17 protein-coding genes are annotated in these 17,812 nt (G+C 64.1%); 11 read left to right on the top strand and 6 right to left on the bottom strand.

The features are described 5' to 3' along the window. Positions 1 to 3 precede the first annotated feature (3 nt). Together GYK42_RS25640 and GYK42_RS25645 are read right to left on the bottom strand one after the other, a co-directional pair. On the bottom strand, positions 4 to 327 hold the full coding sequence (locus GYK42_RS25640; RefSeq protein ID WP_046683746.1) for a tetratricopeptide repeat protein: 324 nt from the start codon (positions 325 to 327) through the stop codon (positions 4 to 6). Positions 328 to 397: 70 nt separating this feature from the next. Continuing rightward, on the bottom strand, positions 398 to 901 hold the full coding sequence (locus tag GYK42_RS25645) for a zinc-binding dehydrogenase (RefSeq protein ID WP_346768163.1): 504 nt from the start codon (positions 899 to 901) through the stop codon (positions 398 to 400). 118 nt (positions 902 to 1,019) lie between these two features. Between GYK42_RS25645 and GYK42_RS25650 the strand changes: the two genes are divergently transcribed. The 3 genes from GYK42_RS25650 to GYK42_RS25660 are packed head-to-tail and all read left to right on the top strand — an operon-like array spanning position 1,020 to position 5,253. Continuing rightward, complete coding sequence (locus GYK42_RS25650; protein ID WP_166449794.1) at positions 1,020 to 1,940, top strand: LysR family transcriptional regulator; 921 nt, start codon at positions 1,020 to 1,022, stop codon at positions 1,938 to 1,940. A 55-nt stretch (positions 1,941 to 1,995) separates the two neighbouring features. Beyond that, complete coding sequence (locus GYK42_RS25655) at positions 1,996 to 4,086, top strand: TonB-dependent siderophore receptor (protein WP_166449795.1); 2,091 nt, start codon at positions 1,996 to 1,998, stop codon at positions 4,084 to 4,086. Between the two features lie 3 nt (positions 4,087 to 4,089). Next, on the top strand, positions 4,090 to 5,253 hold the full coding sequence (locus tag GYK42_RS25660) for a DUF1624 domain-containing protein (protein WP_166449796.1): 1,164 nt from the start codon (positions 4,090 to 4,092) through the stop codon (positions 5,251 to 5,253). A 6-nt stretch (positions 5,254 to 5,259) separates the two neighbouring features. Here GYK42_RS25660 and GYK42_RS25665 read toward each other — a convergent pair whose 3' ends face one another. The 3 genes from GYK42_RS25665 to GYK42_RS25675 form a co-directional block, all read right to left on the bottom strand. Next, entirely contained in the window at positions 5,260 to 7,131 is a 1,872-nt protein-coding gene (locus GYK42_RS25665) for a carboxypeptidase-like regulatory domain-containing protein (RefSeq protein WP_205711556.1), read from the bottom strand. A 106-nt stretch (positions 7,132 to 7,237) separates the two neighbouring features. Continuing rightward, entirely contained in the window at positions 7,238 to 7,768 is a 531-nt protein-coding gene (locus GYK42_RS25670) for an isochorismatase family protein (protein ID WP_166449797.1), read from the bottom strand. 50 nt (positions 7,769 to 7,818) lie between these two features. Continuing rightward, positions 7,819 to 8,736: a LysR family transcriptional regulator gene (locus tag GYK42_RS25675; RefSeq protein WP_099402356.1), complete on the bottom strand. Its 918-nt coding sequence runs from the start codon at positions 8,734 to 8,736 to the stop codon at positions 7,819 to 7,821. A 146-nt stretch (positions 8,737 to 8,882) separates the two neighbouring features. On the opposite strand from GYK42_RS25675, the gene GYK42_RS25680 reads away from it, so the two are divergent. The 3 genes from GYK42_RS25680 to mmsB all read left to right on the top strand — a co-directional run bounded on the left by GYK42_RS25680 (position 8,883) and on the right by mmsB (position 12,588). Further along, a complete protein-coding gene (locus tag GYK42_RS25680) occupies positions 8,883 to 10,079 on the top strand; it encodes an ABC transporter substrate-binding protein (RefSeq protein ID WP_431190189.1) in 1,197 nt (398 codons plus the stop codon). A gap of 91 nt (positions 10,080 to 10,170) precedes the next feature. Beyond that, positions 10,171 to 11,685, top strand: coding sequence for a CoA-acylating methylmalonate-semialdehyde dehydrogenase (locus GYK42_RS25685; protein WP_166449799.1), 1,515 nt, complete (start codon positions 10,171 to 10,173; stop codon positions 11,683 to 11,685). 9 nt (positions 11,686 to 11,694) lie between these two features. Continuing rightward, positions 11,695 to 12,588, top strand: a complete 894-nt coding sequence (mmsB, locus tag GYK42_RS25690; RefSeq protein ID WP_166449800.1) for a 3-hydroxyisobutyrate dehydrogenase — start codon at positions 11,695 to 11,697, stop codon at positions 12,586 to 12,588. On the opposite strand, the gene GYK42_RS25695 is transcribed toward mmsB, so the two are convergent. Next, positions 12,585 to 12,974 (bottom strand): DUF1090 family protein, encoded by a 390-nt coding sequence (locus tag GYK42_RS25695; protein ID WP_166449801.1) that lies wholly within the window; start codon positions 12,972 to 12,974, stop codon positions 12,585 to 12,587. The genes mmsB and GYK42_RS25695 overlap by 4 nt on opposite strands. A gap of 155 nt (positions 12,975 to 13,129) precedes the next feature. Between GYK42_RS25695 and GYK42_RS25700 the strand changes: the two genes are divergently transcribed. The 5 genes from GYK42_RS25700 to GYK42_RS25720 all read left to right on the top strand — a co-directional run bounded on the left by GYK42_RS25700 (position 13,130) and on the right by GYK42_RS25720 (position 17,812). Continuing rightward, positions 13,130 to 13,951 (top strand): tetratricopeptide repeat protein, encoded by an 822-nt coding sequence (locus GYK42_RS25700; RefSeq protein ID WP_166449802.1) that lies wholly within the window; start codon positions 13,130 to 13,132, stop codon positions 13,949 to 13,951. Beyond that, complete coding sequence (locus GYK42_RS25705; RefSeq protein WP_166449803.1) at positions 13,948 to 14,949, top strand: tetratricopeptide repeat protein; 1,002 nt, start codon at positions 13,948 to 13,950, stop codon at positions 14,947 to 14,949. The genes GYK42_RS25700 and GYK42_RS25705 overlap by 4 nt, the downstream gene beginning before the upstream one ends. A gap of 68 nt (positions 14,950 to 15,017) precedes the next feature. Beyond that, complete coding sequence (locus GYK42_RS25710; RefSeq protein ID WP_166449804.1) at positions 15,018 to 16,232, top strand: AGE family epimerase/isomerase; 1,215 nt, start codon at positions 15,018 to 15,020, stop codon at positions 16,230 to 16,232. Then, positions 16,229 to 17,161 carry a carbohydrate kinase family protein gene (locus GYK42_RS25715; protein ID WP_166449805.1) on the top strand — a complete coding sequence of 311 codons (933 nt, stop codon included), beginning with the start codon at positions 16,229 to 16,231 and terminating at the stop codon, positions 17,159 to 17,161. The genes GYK42_RS25710 and GYK42_RS25715 overlap by 4 nt, the downstream gene beginning before the upstream one ends. A 198-nt stretch (positions 17,162 to 17,359) precedes the next feature. Beyond that, the gene (locus tag GYK42_RS25720) at positions 17,360 to 17,812 is read left to right on the top strand and encodes a hemerythrin domain-containing protein (protein ID WP_240943821.1); all 453 of its coding nucleotides are present in this window, start codon (positions 17,360 to 17,362) and stop codon (positions 17,810 to 17,812) included.

Raw genomic sequence — 17,812 nt, forward strand, 5'->3', positions numbered from 1 at the left:
TTTTTACTCTGCCGCCTGCCGCTGTTTGTGCAGGCGTTTCAGGAATACCGTCATTTCCTTGACGGCTTGCAGGTCGCCTTGCTGCTGGGCCACGGTCACGCCGGTGGTCCACGCAGCCTGCGCTTCGTCCAGCCGGCCCAACTGATGCAAGGCCTTGCCCAGCAGTTTCCAGGCGGCGGAATAGCCGGGCTGCTGCACGGTGGCTTGCGCCAGGTGCAGGGCCGCTTGCTCGGCATCATGGTCTTTCAGGCAGGCATCTCCCAGGCCAAAGCGCAGCAGCGCGTTGTCGCGCCCCTGCGCCAGCAGTTTTTCCAGATTTTCACGCATCAAGAGTCCCGTTAATATACAAGTTTATTCTTGTATATTAACGCTTCAGCGTGCGGGAAACAAGCGGCGTTCAATCCTCCACCTCCACCACCAGCTTGCCGCGCGCGCTGCCGTCCATCTGCGCCGCATGCGCATCGTGCGCCGTGCGCAGGGTAAAGCGGCGTGGATCGAGCCGCACCTTCAGCTTGCCCGCCTCAATTAACTTGTTGGCTTCGCGCAGAATCGCGCCATGGCGCGCGTGGCCTTGGCCGCTCAACAGGGGCAGCAGGGTGAACACGCCCGAGTATGTCGCCGCGCGCGCCGTCAGCGGGCTCAGGGCGAACGTGCCCCAGCCGAGGCAACTGACGACGTGGCCGCCATACATGCGTGCCGCCTTGAAACTGGCGTCCAGGGTGGCGCCGCCCACCGTGTCGTAGACGATGTCAAAGCCGGCGCCGCCCGTATGCTCGGCCACGTAGTCGTCCACCGTGCTGCTGCGGTAATCGATGAAATGGGCACCCAGCGCCTCGATGGCGTCGCGGCTGGCCGCGCTGCCCGTGGCATACACTTTGGCGCCAAGGGCGAGGGCTTGCATGGGGTTCTCCTGTGGTTGATGCCCCAGTCTAGGCGAGGCCGGCGCAAAGAAAAATGGGGCGTGACTCCATACACTATTTCGATATCGTGGATAATCAAAGTCAAACAGGAGGAAATGCATGGACAGGCTGGAAGCGATGCAGGTGTTTTGCGCCGTGATCGAGGCGGGCGGTTTCAGCAAGGCGGCGCAGCGCCTGGGCATTTCTACCTCGTCCGTGACCAACCAGGTGGCGGCGCTGGAAAAACACTTTGGCGTGCGCCTCTTGCAGCGCACCACGCGCAGCATGTCGCTGACGGCCGAAGGCCGGCAGTGCCATGCGCAGGCGCGCCAGATGCTGGCCGATATGGCCGCGCTGGAGTCCAGTCTGGAACAGGCGGCCGGGAAACCATCGGGCAGCTTGCGAGTGGATATGCCCAGCAGCATCAGCCGCAACCTGGTGGCGCCCGCCTTACCCCGTTTTACGGCCGCCTGTCCCGACATTTCCCTGCGCCTGACGGTCAGCGACCGCCTGGTCGACATGGTGGAAGAGGGCATCGACGTGATGCTGCGCATCGGCGAGCCGCAGGATTCATCGCTGGTGGCGCGCAGCCTGCTGAAGATGGATTACCTGTGCTGCGCCTCGCCCGCCTTTGTGGCCCGGCATGGCCTGCCGCGCACGCCGCAGGAGCTGGACCAGTTTGCCTGTCTGCATTTCCTGTACCCGAAATCGCGCCAGGTGCGGCCGTGGCTGTTCCAGGCCAAGGAGGGAGAGGCGGGCGCTGCCGCGTATGCGCACACGCCGCCGGCTGCCTTGTCCTTCGACCATATCGAATCGATGATCGCCGCCGCCCAGGCCGGCTGCGGTATCGTGCAGGCGCTGTCCGTTTCCGTGCTGCAGCCGCTGCGTGAAGGCAGCCTCGTGCCCGTGCTGCAACCGTTCCGCACGCGCGGGCCGGACCTGTGGGCGCTGTTCCACCCGCGCCAGCTGCGCGCGGCCAAGGTGCAGGTGTTCGTGGAGTTTTTGACGCAGATTGTTGATGAAGGCTTTAATGAGAATTGATTATCAATTATAATGCAAGCCTATTGCATTGAATTGCCCATAGTCAGGAATCCCCATGTCCGTGTTTTTACGCCGCCCCGTGGCGCTCTTGCTGGCCGCCGCCAGCCCCTGGTCACTGGCAGTCGATGGTGCGCAGACCGATGATGTCGTCACCGTCAAGGCCGAGCGCCAGCACTACCGCAGCCTGTCCGCCACGGGCGCCACCAAGACGGACGCCTTGCTGATGGACTTGCCGCAAAGCGTGCGCGTGCTGACGGGCGACCTGCTGCGCGACGCGGGCGTGACGACCCTGGCTGGCGCCCTGGACCTGGCCAGCGGCATTGCAAAACAAAGCCCGCTGGGCGGCCTGTGGGATAGCTACGCCATGCGCGGCTTTACGGGCGACCCGAATTTCGGTTCCGACTACATGGTCAACGGTTTCAGTTCCAGCCGCGGCTACAACGGCATGCGCGACGGCGGCAATACGCAGGCCGTCGAAGTGCTGAAAGGCCCCGCATCGGCACTGTACGGCCGGGGCGAACCGGGCGGTACGGTGAATATCACGACGAAAAAGCCGAAGTTCGCGCCTGAATACAGCGCCGATGTTTCTCTCGGCAGTTTCCAGACGCGCCGCGCCGCCCTGGACTTGACAGGGCCCTTGAACGACACCATCGCCTACCGCCTGAACGCGGCGCATGAAGAAGGGCACAGCTTCCGCGATACGGTGAAAGTCGAGCGCAGCCTGTTTGCTCCCTCGTTTCTCTGGCTGGTGGGCGAGCACACGACCGTGTCGTATGAAATCGAAGCCGTGCGACAGCGCGCGCCGTTCGACCGCGGCGTCGCCGCCGTGAATGGCAGGCTGGGGGAGGTGCCAGTGTCGCGCTTCCTGGGCGAACCGGGCGATGGTCCCATGACGGTCAAGTCGCTGGGACAGCAGCTGTTCATTCATCATGCGCTGTCCGACGACTGGACGGTGCAGGCGGGTGCTTCCTACCGCGACAGCGAATTGCGCGGTTATTCAACCGAGGCGAGCAAGCTGCTGGCCGATGGCCGCACCCTGCAACGCCAGCGCCGTCACCGCGATTTCTCGGCCACCGACGTGTCGGCACGCGTTGAAGTACTGGGCAAGTTCAGGACGGGCGGGCTGGCGCACGAGGTGCTGGCCGGCGTCGACGCCTATCATTTCGACGACCACCGGGTGCAGCTGCGCCGCAATCCCTCTGCCGCGAATGCCTATGCCATCGATATTTTCAATCCCGTGTATGGCGGCAAGGCCGATCCGCTGGCCCTGTCCATCGATACGCAGGAAGGGCAAAAGGCGCGGGGACTGTATGCGCAGGACCAGATCGACCTGGGCGCGCAATGGAAGGCGCTGGTCGGCGTGCGCCGTGATAGCTACACGCAGGACGTGACGAATAATCGCCTGCACGTGAGCAACCGCCAGTCGCTGTCGGCCACCAGCCCCCGCGTGGGTCTCGTCTACCAGCCGTCGAAGGCGTGGTCGCTGTATGCGAGCGCGGCCAAGGGCTTCCGGCCCAACAGCGGCATCAGCATAGCCAACCAGGCGTTTCCCGCAGAGCGCAGCCGCTCGTATGAGCTGGGCGCCAAGCTGGAAACGGGCAAGCTGACGGGCACAGTGGCCGTGTACGACATCCGCAAGAGCAATGTGCTGACGACCAATCCCGCCAACACGGATTTCGCCGTTGCGGCGGGCGAGGTGGGCAGCCGGGGACTGGAGCTCGATGTGTCGGGCGAAGTGGCGCGCGGCTTGCGCGTCTCGGGCGCCTATGCGTACACGGACGCCACCGTCACGCGCGGCGACAATACGATCGTGACGGGCAGCCGCTTCGCCAACGTGCCGCGCCACAGCGCCAACCTGCTGGCCACGCAGCAATTCGCGCTGGGCACGGGAACGGCCAGCGTGGGCGGCGGCGTGCAATACGTGGGCGAGCGCCTGGGTGACGTGGCCGTCAGCAGCAGCTTTACCCTGCCGGCCTACACGACGGCCAAACTGCTGGCATCGTACTCGCCGACGGCGAAACTGCGCCTGGCTTTGAGCGTGGAAAACCTGTTCAACCGCAGCTACTATGCGAGTTCCTACAGCCAGCTTTGGGTGGCGCCGGGGGCCGAGCGCACGGTGACTTTGAATGCCCATTACCGTTTTTAAGGGATGACGATGACATTGACTACATCTTCCACCCTGCGCACCCGCATCGCCGTCATCGACGTCATGCGCGGCCTCGTCATGCTGATCATGCTGTTCGACCATGTGCGCGAAACGTTCTTTCTGCATCACCAGGTCAGCGATCCCATGGATGCGGCCCACGTCGATCCGGCACTCTTCTTCACGCGCCTGGCGGCCCACGTGTGCGCGCCCATGTTCGTCTTTTTGACGGGTTTGTCGGCCTGGCTGTATGCGCATCCGGTCGCCGGTCCCCGTAGCGCCAGCGGCTTTTTGTTCAAGCGGGGCTTGCTGCTCGTCGTGCTGGAACTGGTGTTCGTCAATTTTGCCTGGATGGGTACTTTCACGCCGGCGATCCTGTATCTGCAGGTGATCTGGGTCATCGGCCTGGCCATGATGGCGCTGGCCGTGCTGCACAAGCTGCCGTTGAAAGTGCTGGTCGTGCTGGGCGTGGCGATCATCGCCGGCCAGCATTTGTTTACCTGGCTGCATGCGGAAGAGGGCAGCCTTGGCTACTATCTGCTGACGGTACTGCTGCAACGCGGTTATCTGGTGGCCGATGGCGCCATGAAAATCAAGGTCAGCTATCCGCTGCTGCCGTGGATAGGCGTGATCGTGCTTGGCTATGCGGCCGGTCCCCTGTATGCACGGGGGCTGTCCGCCGAAGAACGCCGTCGCCTGCTGCTGGCGCTGGGTGCGGGCAGCCTGCTGCTGCTGGCCGTGCTGCGCGGCTTGAATATCTATGGCGAAACCCTGCCATGGGGGGCGGGCGACACGGCCCTGCGCACGGCCATGAGCGTGCTGAACTTCACCAAGTATCCGCCGTCGCTGGACTTTTTGCTGTTCACCCTGGGCTTGGGCTTGCTGGGCATGGCCTGGCTGGAAAGCGTCGATAACTGGTTTACGCGCGCTTGCGCCACCTTTGGCGGCGCGCCCATGTTTTACTATTTGCTGCACCTGTATCTGCTGCTGGCCATCGGCATCACCTTGACGGCTGTGCTGGGCGCCAACCATGGCAACCGTTATGGCGTCGAGCACATCTGGCAAGTGTGGCTGATCGCGCTGGCCCTGATGCCCGTGCTGTATTTCCCTTGCCGCGCGTTCGCCAATTACAAGCGCACGTCGAAGCAGGCGTGGGTGCGCTACTTCTAAGCTCGCCTACTTGCAGTACAGCCTGTCAATGCTGTGCGCCGATGCCAGGTAATGCCGCGTCTGCCAACCGATGGCCACCCGGTAGGCGCAAGGTGGGTCGAGCGCCACGTTGACGGGGAAGCCGCCATTGTTGCCCGATAAATGCGGTCCGCCCGCGCCGCCGCGGAACAGGTAATTGCTGGGCGGTGGTGGCGGCGTGAACGTGGCGGCCGGCAGCGGTGGCGGCGGGTGCGTGATGCCGTTGTTGTTGGAAATCGTGATATTGAAAAAGCGCAGATGCGGGTGGTCGATCGTGTACAGGATATGCACGAGGCCGCTCGCGATGGGGTTGCAGGCATTGCTGCGCAGCTCTTCCAGGTCCAGCGCCACGATGACGGGCGAGTTGTCGAAGACGATGGAATCGAGCCCGTTCGTGGTCACGAGCGCCAGACTGACGCCGTCGCGCACCTCGAAGCTCAGGCGGTAGCGGCGTATCGGTTCGCTCTCGGCCCCCGTCAAGCTGCGGCCCGCGTCGAGGATGGGCAAACCGCCCGGCAGCTTGGCCGGATGCATGCTCGTGATGGCCGGCGAATTCACGGTCAGCAAGTCAAACGTGCGCAGGAAGATGTTGGGCGCCACGTTGACGATGGCCGTCGTGCCGTCGCGCATGTCCACGGTGACGGGCTTGCCGTCCACCCGTATCCAGCCGCCCGGTTTCAAATCGCCCGCATCGATGATGACGGGCGCCGAATCGCCGAGGCCCAGACCGTTCGTATAAAACACATAGCCGACGTGCGTGCCGAGCACTTGCGTCAACGGCGCCAGGCTGGCGGGCGCCACCGAAGGTATGGCGGCCGGGTCGTCGCTGCCGCCGGGCCAGGTCCATTCGCCGATGAGAAAACGGTATTCGAGCGGGTTGGCGGGGATGGCGCTGTTGCGCAGCGGGCAATTGCCTTTCAAGGTGACGCCGCCGGCGAACACATACGAGGCGCCGGGTCCGCCCGCATAGCCTTGCGCGGAAAAGCCCGCCAGCGACGGGAAGGGGTGGATGTCGAAGATTTCCACCTGCTGCCAGTGGGGCACGCCCTCCACGTCGGGCGGCAGGACTTCTTTCGAGCACAATTCCACGCAGAAGCAGTGACCCACGTTTTCGCGCCCTGGCTGCCGGCCGTTGGCCTGCGTTTCCGACAGGATGGGGACGCTGCCCAGCTGCGCCGTGAAATACACGTCGGGGCCGCTGGCGAACTCCACGTTGATGAACGGAGAGAAAGGCGTCAATGTAAAGTCCGACGTCAGGTAATCGATGCGGAAGCGCCCGTTGGCATCCGTCACCGCGACACCGAGCGCATCGTCCTGCAGCCAGTCGGCGTCGAACGCCCGCACGGCGGCGCCGGCGATCGGCGCGTGGGGAGCGTCGCAGGTGCGCAGTCGGCCGCAGATGGTCCAGGCGCCGAAGCGGGCGCGCACGAGGCACCAGAAGCGTTGCGGCAGGCAATAGTCCCAGATGGCGAGGAAGTCGTTCTCTACCTGGCGCCAGCGGGGCTGGATGGTAGTGATGGAAAACTGCAGCGGCAGGGGGTCTTTCGGCCCCGGTTTCAAATGCGGCACGGTAGGGCACAGGATATCGACTTCCACGGCCTCGCCCTGATAATCGCCGTCCAGGGTGAAACTGTAGTTACCGTCGTCATCCGTGCGCGCTTCGGCCAGCAGGAACGGCGCTTTCGCCTGCACTTCCTCGTCGGTGAGGACGGCGAAGGTTTCCTTGGCGCTGGCCATGGCCAGGGCCGTGACGTTTTGCGACTCGCGCGGCCGGTACAGGCGCACGATGATGTGGGACAAGGCTTCAGGACACTCGGCACAGATCAAGCCGCACAGCTTGCCCCGCAGGATATAGGCCATGATGGCTCCCTTGCTGATGTGGACGGCGCGCCGCTCGGAATGGGGGCGCTGTTACCAAGCTAGCAAATGGGCGGCCGTCGGGCTTGATCTGGCTTAAACCTGCTTTCTATTTAATCAGCGCCAATACCTCGCGGAAACGCGGGTGCTTGCAGTCGCGCAGCCATTCGAAGGCCAGCATTTCCACCGTCACCAGATGGGCGCCCAGCTTGCCCAGGCGGGCCAGCGCCGCGTCGCGGCTGGCCCCCTGGCGGGAACCGACGGCGTCGATGGCGATGATGACCTGGTACCCCAGCTCCAGCAGGCCGATGGCCGTCTGCAGCATGCACACATGGGCTTCGCACCCCGCGACGACGATCTGTTTGCGCCCTGGCGGCAAGATGTCCTGCAAGCCGTCAAAGCAGGCGCCGAAATGCGTCTTGTGCAGGGTCCGTTCGCACAGGGCGGCGATCTCTTCGACGGTTGGCCCCAGTCCGTGGCGGTTCTGCTCCGTGCCCAGCACGGGCACGTCGAGCAGCCGGGCAATCTTTGCCAGGCGCAGGTTTTGCGCCAGCACGAGGCCCGCATCGTGGATGGCCGGCATCAAGCGGCCTTGCAGGTCGACAATGACCAGAACGGCCTGGTTCGCATCCATCAGCATGGCGTTCTCCTTATTAGTATGTGGCGACAGTGTAGCGCGCCGCAGCGTGCTCAAGCTGGCCAGCTGGGCACGGCCGTTTCGCCCATCAGATAGGCGTGATTGAGGTCGATGGCGCTGCGCAGGTAATTCCACAGGGCGCTGACCCTGGCAATATTGCGCCGTTCGCTGGGCGAAATCATCCAGAAGGCGCGCAGCAGATCGATCTCGCCATCGAGCACGGGCACCAGCTCGTTCGACTGCTGGGCCACGAAGCAGGGCAAGATCGCCAGCGCCTGGCCCGCGCGCGCCGCGTGATACTGGGCGATCACGCTGGTGCTGCGAAACGCGCGCAGGGAATCGGGCGCCACGTTGTCCATGTAGCGCAGCTCCGAACTGAAGACCAGGTCGTCCACGTAGCCGATGATCGGGTGTTGCGCCAGTTGCGCCACGCTGGTGATCGGTGCGTGGCGTGCCAGGTAGGCGGGCGTGGCGTACAGTTTCAGCCGGTAGTCGGACAATTTGGTTACGACATACGGGCCGGACAGGGGGCGCTCGATGGAAATGGCCACATCCGCCTCGCGCTTGGACAGGCTGACGAAACGGGGCACGGCGATCAGGTCCACGCTGATGTGCGGATAGCGGCCGCAAAACTGCGCCAGGTGGGGCGCCAGCACGATGGCGCCGAAGCCCTCGGTGGCGCCCAGGCGCACCTGGCCCGACAGCAGCCGGTTATGTTCGCCCAGTTCCTCGGTGGCGGCAAACACCGTGCTTTCCATGGTTTCCGCGTATTCCATCAGGCGGTGGCCCTCGGGCGTCAGCTGGTAGCCCACGTAGTTGCGGTCGAACAGCTGCGTGCCCACCTGCTCCTCGAACTTGCGCATGCGACGCGACACGGTGGAATGGTCGATGCCCAGCTTTTTCGCCGCATCGACGAGGCCGGCGCTGCGCGTCAGTTCCAAGAAGACCCGTACATTATCCCAATCGAGCATGGCAAACCCTCTCTGTGCATTTTTGCAAAGGAATTATGCATTAATTTCACTTGAGCGCATATTTTTACACATGCAGAATGCATCTAACCATATAAGAAAAACCTTTACCCCTCAGGAGACACTGCATGAAAAAGACCGTTCTGGCCATGGGCGCGCTGGCGCTCACGCTGTCCTTCACCGGCGCGCAAGCGCAGATTTCCGACGGCGTCGTCAAGGTGGGCATCCTGACCGACATGTCCGGCCCGTATTCGGCCATGGGCGGGCGCGGCTCCGTCGTCGCCAGTCAGATGGCCGTCGAGGATTGTTTAAAAGCCGAATGCAAGGGCATGAAGATAGAGATCCTGTCGGCCGACCATTTGAACAAGGCCGATATCGCCGCCTCCAAGGCGCGCGAATGGATAGACCGGGACAAGGTCGACGCCATCGCCGATCTGACCAACTCCTCGGTGGCCCTGTCCGTGCAAAAGCTGATGAAGGAGAAGGGCGGCATCGCCATGTTCAGCGGCCCCGCCACGGGGCGCCTGACGAATGAAGACTGCTCGCCGAACGGCTTCCACTGGATGTTCGACACGTATTCGCAGGCGGCCGGCACGGCGGCCGCGCTGACCAAGCTGGGGCAGAAATCGTGGTACTTCGTCACCGTCGACTACGCGTTCGGCCACTCGCTGGAAAAAGACGCCAGTGAAGTCGTCAAGCGCAATGGCGGCACCGTGGTGGGCGCCGTGCGCCATCCGCTCAACGCCTCGGATTTCTCGTCCTTCCTGGTGCAGGCGCAAGGCTCGAAAGCGCAGGTGATCGGCCTGGCCAATGGCGGGGCGGACACGGTGTCGGCCATCAAGCAGGCGCGCGAATTCCGTATCGGCAGCGGCAAGGACCAGCGCCTGGCCGCCTTGCTCGTGTTCCTGTCCGACGTGCACGCGCTGGGGCTGGAAACGGCCCAGGGCCTCGTCTACGCGGACGGCTTTTACTGGGATTACGATGACCGCAGCCGCGCGTTTGCCAAGCGTTTCGAGGCGCTCAACAAGGGCGCCAAGCCGACCATGGTGCAGGCGGGCGTGTATTCGAGCGTCTACCACTACCTGAAATCGGTGGCGGCCGCGAAAAGCGACGACTCGAAGATCGTCGCCCAGAAGATGCGCGAACTGCCGATCAAGGACGCCGTCATGAACAACGCCTCGATCCGCCCCGATGGCCGCGTGATCCACGACATGTACTTGGTGCAGGTCAAAACCCCGGCCGAATCGAAAGGCGCGTGGGACTACCTGAAAGTGCTGTCGACCATCCCCGCCGACCAGGCATTCAAGCCGATGGATGCGGCCGCGTGCAACCTCGTTAAAAAATAATTGTGGCTGAGCAGCAGAGAGCCGGGGTCTGACCCCAGATTTCCGCTGCTCCGTCGAGTCCTATGAACATCGCACACCCGGAGTCTCAACCATGAACCAAGCCCTCACCCAAGTCCCTACTGTCCCCCTGCACATCGGCGGCAAGCACCACTCTTCGATCAGCACCGAATGGCGCGACGTCATCAATCCGGCCACGCAGGAAATCGTCGCCAAGGTGCCGTTTTCCACGCCGGATGAAGTCAACCTGGCTGTCGCCACGGCCAAGGAAGCATTCAAAACCTGGCGCAACACGCCGCTGGCGGCGCGCATGCGCATCATGCTCAAGTACCAGCACCTGATCCGCGAAAACATCGGTACTTTGGCCGAACTGATCACGCGCGAACACGGCAAGACTTTGCCCGACGCGGAAGGGGAGGTGATGCGCGGCCTGGAAGTGGTGGAACACGCGTGCTCGATCGCCACCTTGCAACTGGGCGAGATCGCGGAAAACGCGGCCACGGGCGTCGATGTCTACAATATCTACCAGCCGCTGGGCGTGGGCGCCGGCATCACGGCCTTCAACTTCCCCGTCATGCTGCCGTGCTTCATGTTCCCGATCGCCATTGCCTGCGGTAATACCTTCGTACTGAAACCGTCGGAACAGGACCCGTCCTCGTCGATGTACCTGGTCGAACTGATGTACCAGGCGGGCTTGCCGGCGGGCGTGCTGAACGTCGTGCATGGCGGCGCGGACGTCGTCAACATGCTGTGCGACCATCCCGACATCAAGGCCGTTTCCTTCATCGGTTCCACCCATGTGGGCACGCATGTGTACCGCCGCGCCAGCGAATCGGGCAAGCGCGCGCAATCGATGATGGGCGCGAAAAACCATTGCGTGGTGCTGGCCGACGCCAACAAGGAGCAGGCGATCAATAACCTGATCGGCGCCGCCTTCGGCGCGGCCGGCCAGCGCTGCATGGCCAATTCCGTCGTGGTGCTGGTGGGCGAGGCCCGCTCCTGGCTGCCGGAAATCGTCGCCCGCTCCAAAGCCCTGAAAGTGGGGCCGGGCAGCGACCGCGATGCCGACCTGGGACCGATGGTGTCGAAAGCGGCCATGCAGCGCGCGGAAAAGCTGATCCAGGCGGGCGTCGACGAAGGCGCGCAACTGCTGCTCGACGGCCGCGGCCACAAGGTGGCCGGCTATGAGGGCGGAAACTTCATGGGGCCGACGATTTTCTCGAAGGTGCAGGCATCGAACTCCGTCTACACGCAGGAAATCTTCGGCCCCGCCATGTGCGTCGTCGAGACGGACACGCTGGACCAGGCCATCGCCTTCATCAACGCCAACCCGAACGGCAACGGCACGTCGATCTTCACCTCGTCCGGCTGGGCGGGGCGCAAATTCCAGAACGAGATCGACGTGGGGCAGGTGGGCATCAACGTGGCTATTCCCGTGCCCGTCGCGTATTTCAGTTTCACGGGCTCGCGCGCATCGAAACTGGGCGACCTGGGCCCGAACGGCAAGCAAGCCTTATACTTCTGGACGCAGACCAAGACCGTCACGGCGCGCTGGTTCGCCCCGGACGACGGCGGCAGCGGCGTTAATACCACCATCTCGATGAAATAAGGGACTGCCATGGGCACCAATATCGTTTTCATCGGCCTGGGGAACATGGGCTTGCCCATGGCGCAAAACCTCGTGCGGGCCGGCCATGCGGTGACGGGTTTTGACCTGGTGCCGGCCAGCGTGCGGCAGTTTGCGGACGGCGGCGGCCTCGTATCCGACGACCAGGGCGCGGCGATAGGCCAGGCCGACATCGTCATCACCATGCTGCCGGCCAGCCGGCATGTTCTCGGCGCGTACCTTGGAGACGCGGGCATCCTGGCGCAGGCGCGGCCCGGCACCCTGCTGATCGACTGCTCGACGATTTCCACCGAGGCGGCGCGCCAGGTGGGCCGTGCGGCGCAGGAGAAGGGCATGCCCATGCTGGACGCCCCCGTCTCGGGCGGCACGGCAGGCGCCACCAACGGCACCTTGACCTTCATGGTGGGTGGCGAAGCATCCGCGCTGGCGGCGGCGCGGCCCTGCCTGGAAGTCATGGGCAAGGCGATCTTCCATGCGGGCGGCGCGGGCTGCGGGCAGACGGTCAAGATCTGCAACAACATGCTGCTGGGGATACTCATGATCGGCACCAGCGAAGCGATACGCCTGGGCGTGGCCAATGGCCTCGATCCAAAAGTGGTGTCGGACGTGATGGCGAAAAGCTCGGGCCGCAACTGGACTCTGGAGGTGTACAACCCATCTCCGGGCGTGGCGGAAAACGTGCCCGCGTCGCGCGGCTACACGGGCGGCTTTGGCGTCGACCTGATGCTGAAAGACCTGGGCCTGGCCGTGGAAAGTGCGCTGGCCAGCGGAGCCTCCGTGCCGCTGGGCGCCCTGTCGCGCAATTTATATAGTTTGCACAGCAAGGCGGGATCGGGCGCGCTGGATTTTTCCAGCATCTACCAGATGCTGGGCGAGAAGGCTTAAGGTTGTTGCGCCTGCAGGGCGGCCAGTTCCGCCCTGGCTTTTTCCAGCTTGCCTTCCAGCTTGGCGATCTTCTTCGGCTGTTTATTCGCTTCCTGCGCCAGGCGCAGCGAACGCTCCGTCTGGTTCACCTTGGCCTGCGCCTTGACGATCTTCTTGTTGTGGCGTTCGACCAGGCTGCTGTCGCGGCAGTGGGCGTTGACTTCGTCGAGCGCGCGCGTGAGGCCCGCGACCTTGTCGGACAGGCCCTGTTCCTGCGCCTGGCGCAATTCGCTGCGAATGCTTTCGCGCTTGGCGGCGCAGCCGGCCAGCTGGGTGTCTGCGGCGCTGGCGCCCATGGAGGCTGCGGCCAGCAGCAGGGTCAAGGCGGTGGTGGCAAGGCGGTTCATGGCGTTCCTGACTGTTGGGGTTGAGTTGATGCAATGTAAGCCTGCCTGCCCGCCCTGTCAAACTTCCCCTACTGTGCGCGCCAGTGCGGCGCGGCATCGGCTACCATGCGTGTTTTCTTCTTCCCGCACCCAATCGCATGCCCAGGAAATTACTCTTGCTGTTTCCTTTATTATTGCCGCTGCCCGTCCTGGCGCAAACCGCGCCCACCTTGCTCGACCTGCAGCTGATCGCCGTGCGCGCGCGGGCCGAAGCGCCGCCCTCGGAGCAGGCGAAGGCGCAGTTCGCCCAGGCGCGCGCGCAGGCCGAAGGCGGTGACGCCGAGGCCCAGCTGGAACTGGCGCGCATGCTGCAGCTGGGCGTCGGCGCGCCGCAAGACACGGCGCAGTCGATGGCCTGGATACGCAAGTCGGCCGAAGGCGGCTATGCGCCGGCGCAAGCGGCTTTGGGCCTGGCGCATACCGTGGGCGGCAAGGTGCCCATCGACCGCGTGCAGGGCGAGTACTGGCTGCGCAAGGGCGTGGCGCAGGGCAACGCCGAGGCGCAAACCATCCTGGCGCTGGAATTCATCGATGGCCGCAGCAGTGCCGAAGAGCAGGCGCTGGCCATCAAATGGCTGAAGGTGGCGGCGAACGAGCAGCACTTTGTGCCCGCCTACAATGCGCTGGGTGAGCACCTGATGCGCGCCGCCACCGACGAGCAGGACCGCAGCGAGGCTTTCCACTGGTTTTACCGATCGGCGCGTGAAAAGGAGCCGGCCGGCATGCGCAACCTGGCCCGCGCGCACGAGCTGGGCCAGGGCGTGGCGCAGTCGGACAAGCTGGCCCTGGTCTGGTACGAGCGTGCGGGATGGAGCGGCGACGTGCCCGCCATGCAGCGCATGGTCGATGTGTACGTCAAGGGCGAACTGGGACAACAGGCGAATGCCGAAGACGCCGCCGAATGGCGCGGTAAATTGGCTGAAAAGGAAAACAAATGAAGACTATGCTGTTCATCTTGAGCCTGGCCTTGGCGCAGAGCGTCCTGGCGCAGCCAGCGTCCCTGCAAAAGCCGCGCCAGCATCCGGCGCTCGTGGAATTCGACATGTCCGGCCAGGACGCCATGCGCGCAAAGGTGCAGGCCGTGATCGACCGCCCGGCCGACCTGTCGCCAGAGAAGGTCGCGGCCTTCGACAAGGCGCGCGCCGCTGCGGAACGGGGCGACACGGCCGCCCAGCTGGAACTGGCGCAGATGCTGCATGAGGGCGAGGGCACGCCGCGCGACTATGACGCCGGCCTGGCCTGGATGCAGAAATCGGCCCGAGGCGGTTATGGCCCGGCGCAGGCCTTCCTCGGCGTGGCCTATACCTTGGGCCAGGGCATGCCCATCGACCGCAAGCTGGGCGAATACTGGTCGCGCAAAGGCGCCGCGCAAGGCGTGGAACTGGCCAACTTCACGGTGGCCCAGCACTTTGAAAACATCCACAGCAGCCTTGAGGAACAGGCGCACGCGCTGCACTGGCTCAAATACTATGCTGAAAACGGCTTCATCCCCGCCTACAATGAAATCGGCTACCGCCTGATGATGACGGCGAAGGACGAGGCGCAGCGCAAGGAAGCGTTCGGCTGGTACATGAAGTCGGCGAAGGCGCTCGATCCGTCGGGCTTGAACAATGTCGCGTACTCGTATGAAGTGGGGCAGGGCGCACCGCAGAGCGACGAGGCGGCCCTGGGCTGGTACGAGATGGCGGCCATCGCCAAAAGCCCGCCGGGGCAGACGGGTTTTGCGCGGCTGCTGGAGCAGGGGCGTGGCGGCCCGACCCGGCAAGGGCCGGCGCCCGAACCCTTTGCCTTGTATCTGCTGGCCGCGAAGCAGGGCGACCTGGAAGCCATCGAACGGCTGGTCAGGGCGTACGATAAGGGCGAGCTGGGACAGGCGGCCGACCCCGCGCTGGCCGCACTGTGGCGTGAAAAGCTCAGGCTGGCCAAGACTCCCTGAGCGGGCATGACGGCGCGGAAACGGCATGCTATCATCATTGTTATCGATAACAATATCATGAGAGAACCATGAATCCCGATTTCCGCTCCAAGGCGACGCTCGAAGCGCATATCCTGCACACGATGCACTTTTATCACCCGCGCGCCATCGATGCGAGCGGTGGCTTTTATCACTTCTTCCTCGACGATGGCACCGTGTACGACGCCAGCACGCGCCACCTGGTCAGCAGCACGCGCTTCATCTTCAATTACGCCATGGCCTACCGCCATTTTGGCGGCGACGAATACCAGGCGGCCCTGCGCCACGGCGTGGCCTTCTTGCGCGACGCGCACCGCGACCCGGCCACGGGCGGCTATGCCTGGCAACTGAAATGGCAGGACGGCGTCAAGACAGTCGAAGACGGCGCCAACCACTGCTACGGCCTGGCCTTCGTGCTGCTGGCGTATGCCCACGCCTTGCAGGCGGGCATGACGGAAGCGCGCGCCTACCTGGACGAAACGTTCGAATTGATGGAGCAGCGCTTCTGGCTGCCCGAACACGGCCTGTACGCGGACGTGGCCAGCGCCGACTGGTCTACTCTGGACGGTTACCGTGGCCAGAACGCCAACATGCATGCGTGCGAAGCGATGCTGGCCGCGTTCGAGGCGACGGGCGAGGCGCGCTATCTGCACCGCGCCGAGACGCTGGCGCACAACATCACGGTGCGCCAGGCGGGTCTGGCGAACGGCATGATCTGGGAACACTACACGCCCGACTGGGCTATCGACTGGGATTACAACCTGCACGACAAGAGCAATATCTTCCGCCCTTGGGGCTACCAGCCCGGCCACTTCACGGAATGGGCCAAGCTGCTCCTGATCATGGAGCGCCACGCCAAGTTCATGGCCGGTCCGTCCGGCTGGCTGCTGCCGCGCGCGCGCGAACTGTACGACACGGCTCTGGCCAAGGCCTGGGATGGCGCGCATGGCGGCATCCATTACGGCTTCGGTCCGCAAGATGAAATCTGCGATGGCGACAAATACTTCTGGGTGCAGGCGGAAAGCTTCGCGGCCGCCGCCGTGCTGGCCGCGCGCACGGGCGACGAGGCCTACTGGCACAGCTACGACAAGATCTGGGACTACAGCTGGCAGCACTTCGTCGACCATGAACATGGCGCCTGGTACCGCATCCTGACGCCCGAGAATCAAAAAATCAGCAAGGAGAAAAGCCCGGCCGGCAAGACCGATTACCACACCATGGGCGCTTGCTATGAAGTGCTGAACGCGATTGGCGGTGCAGCATGAGTGCCAACGCTTTTCCCTCTTTCCCCGCTTTTGTGTCGGCTGGAGAAGCGCTGACGGACATGCTGCGCACAGGCCCGGACACGTGGAGCAGCCAGGTAGGCGGCTCGACCTGGAACGTGGCGCGCGTGATGGCGCGCCTGGGCGTGCCCAGCGCCTTTGCGGGCGCCGTCAGCCGCGACGTCTTCGGCGACGCGCTGGCCGCTGCCACCGACGTGGCGGGCCTGGACATGCGCTTCCTGCAGCGCCATGCGAAGTCGCCGCTGCTGGCCATCGTGCATGAACTGCATCCGCCCACGTATTACTTCATCGGCGACGACAGCGCCGACCTGCATTTCGACGCGGCGCTCTTGCCTGCCGGCTGGATGCAGGGCGCGCAATGGGTGCATTTCGGCGGCATCAGCCTGGCGCGCGAACCGCTGGCGGGCAAGCTGGTGGCGCTGGCGCAGGAACTGAAGGCGGCTGGCGTGAAGATCAGCTACGACCCGAATTTCCGCATCATGATGGATGAACGCTACGACGCCACCCTGCGCCGCATGACGGAACTGGCCGACGTGATCAAGGTGTCCGATGAAGACCTGGCCGGGCTGTTCCGCCATGGCGACATCGATGGCGCGTTTGCCATGCTGCGCAGCTGGAATCCGCACGCCACGTATTTGTATACGCGCGGCGCGCAGGGCGCGGCGCTGTACCAGGGCGAACGGACATGGCAGGCGGCGCCGCCCGTCATCGAGGTGGTCGACTCGGTGGGGGCGGGCGACGCCAGCATCGGCGGCTTGCTGTACAGCCTGATGTACCGCCCGGATGCCGACGGCGGCCAGCACTTGCGCTTTGCCGTCGCGGCCGGAGCGGGCGCCTGCCTGGCGGCCGGCGCAGCGCCGCCTTCGGTGGAGCTGGTACAGTCGCTGGAGGCGCGCACGGTCGTCAGTTAAGTCAGCTTGGGCTGATCTGCATCAACAAGGTAGCCACGTTTGGGCTTGGCCTACTTTGTTGTAAGCCGTGCTCCTACATGGCTACCGCAGGGCGCTGTCTAGAATGTGCACTTCATGTGTACAACTGGAGACAACATCATGGCCACCCAATCACCTCAGGCAGCTTCCGTTTCCCAAACACAGGCAGGCATGCCGGACATGGACGCGATCGAGCTGCTGACGCAAGATCATCAAACCGTCAAAGAACTGTTCGAGCAGTACGAGGGCCTCAGCGACCGTTCGCTCGTCAGCAAGCGCAAGCTGGCCTTGAAAATCTGTGAGGAACTGAGCAAGCATGCGATGGTGGAGGAAGAAATCTTCTATCCTGCCGTGCGCGACGCCAGCCGTTCGAATGAAGACCTGGTCGATGAAGCCATCGTCGAGCACGCATCAGCCAAGGAGCTGATCGCGCAAATCGTCGCCATGGCGCCGGGCGAAGACTTGTACGACGCCAAGGTCAAGGTACTGTCCGAACAGATCGATCACCACGTGCTGGAAGAGGAGGGCGAGATTTTCCCGCGCGCGCGCGACGCGGAAATCGACCTGGAAGCCATGGGCAGCCAGATTGCGGCGCGCAAGGCGGAAATCGAGCTGCCCGACATGCAGGCGTGA

The organism is Janthinobacterium lividum, from assembly GCF_011601275.1.
Taxonomy (GTDB): Bacteria; Pseudomonadota; Gammaproteobacteria; order Burkholderiales; family Burkholderiaceae_D; genus Janthinobacterium; species Janthinobacterium lividum_E.

Excerpts from the sequence above, each read along its gene's own strand:
- GYK42_RS25640 (WP_046683746.1), bottom strand. The coding sequence starts at position 327 with ATGCGTGAAAATCTGGAAAAACTGCTGGCGCAGGGGCGCGACAACGCG.
- GYK42_RS25645 (WP_346768163.1), bottom strand. The coding sequence starts at position 901 with ATGCAAGCCCTCGCCCTTGGCGCCAAAGTGTATGCCACGGGCAGCGCG.
- GYK42_RS25650 (WP_166449794.1), top strand. The coding sequence starts at position 1,020 with ATGGACAGGCTGGAAGCGATGCAGGTGTTTTGCGCCGTGATCGAGGCG.
- GYK42_RS25655 (WP_166449795.1), top strand. The coding sequence starts at position 1,996 with ATGTCCGTGTTTTTACGCCGCCCCGTGGCGCTCTTGCTGGCCGCCGCC.
- GYK42_RS25660 (WP_166449796.1), top strand. The coding sequence starts at position 4,090 with ATGACGATGACATTGACTACATCTTCCACCCTGCGCACCCGCATCGCC.
- GYK42_RS25665 (WP_205711556.1), bottom strand. The coding sequence starts at position 7,131 with ATGGCCTATATCCTGCGGGGCAAGCTGTGCGGCTTGATCTGTGCCGAG.
- GYK42_RS25670 (WP_166449797.1), bottom strand. The coding sequence starts at position 7,768 with ATGCTGATGGATGCGAACCAGGCCGTTCTGGTCATTGTCGACCTGCAA.
- GYK42_RS25675 (WP_099402356.1), bottom strand. The coding sequence starts at position 8,736 with ATGCTCGATTGGGATAATGTACGGGTCTTCTTGGAACTGACGCGCAGC.
- GYK42_RS25680 (WP_431190189.1), top strand. The coding sequence starts at position 8,883 with ATGGGCGCGCTGGCGCTCACGCTGTCCTTCACCGGCGCGCAAGCGCAG.
- GYK42_RS25685 (WP_166449799.1), top strand. The coding sequence starts at position 10,171 with ATGAACCAAGCCCTCACCCAAGTCCCTACTGTCCCCCTGCACATCGGC.
- mmsB (WP_166449800.1), top strand. The coding sequence starts at position 11,695 with ATGGGCACCAATATCGTTTTCATCGGCCTGGGGAACATGGGCTTGCCC.
- GYK42_RS25695 (WP_166449801.1), bottom strand. The coding sequence starts at position 12,974 with ATGAACCGCCTTGCCACCACCGCCTTGACCCTGCTGCTGGCCGCAGCC.
- GYK42_RS25705 (WP_166449803.1), top strand. The coding sequence starts at position 13,948 with ATGAAGACTATGCTGTTCATCTTGAGCCTGGCCTTGGCGCAGAGCGTC.
- GYK42_RS25710 (WP_166449804.1), top strand. The coding sequence starts at position 15,018 with ATGAATCCCGATTTCCGCTCCAAGGCGACGCTCGAAGCGCATATCCTG.
- GYK42_RS25715 (WP_166449805.1), top strand. The coding sequence starts at position 16,229 with ATGAGTGCCAACGCTTTTCCCTCTTTCCCCGCTTTTGTGTCGGCTGGA.
- GYK42_RS25720 (WP_240943821.1), top strand. The coding sequence starts at position 17,360 with ATGGACGCGATCGAGCTGCTGACGCAAGATCATCAAACCGTCAAAGAA.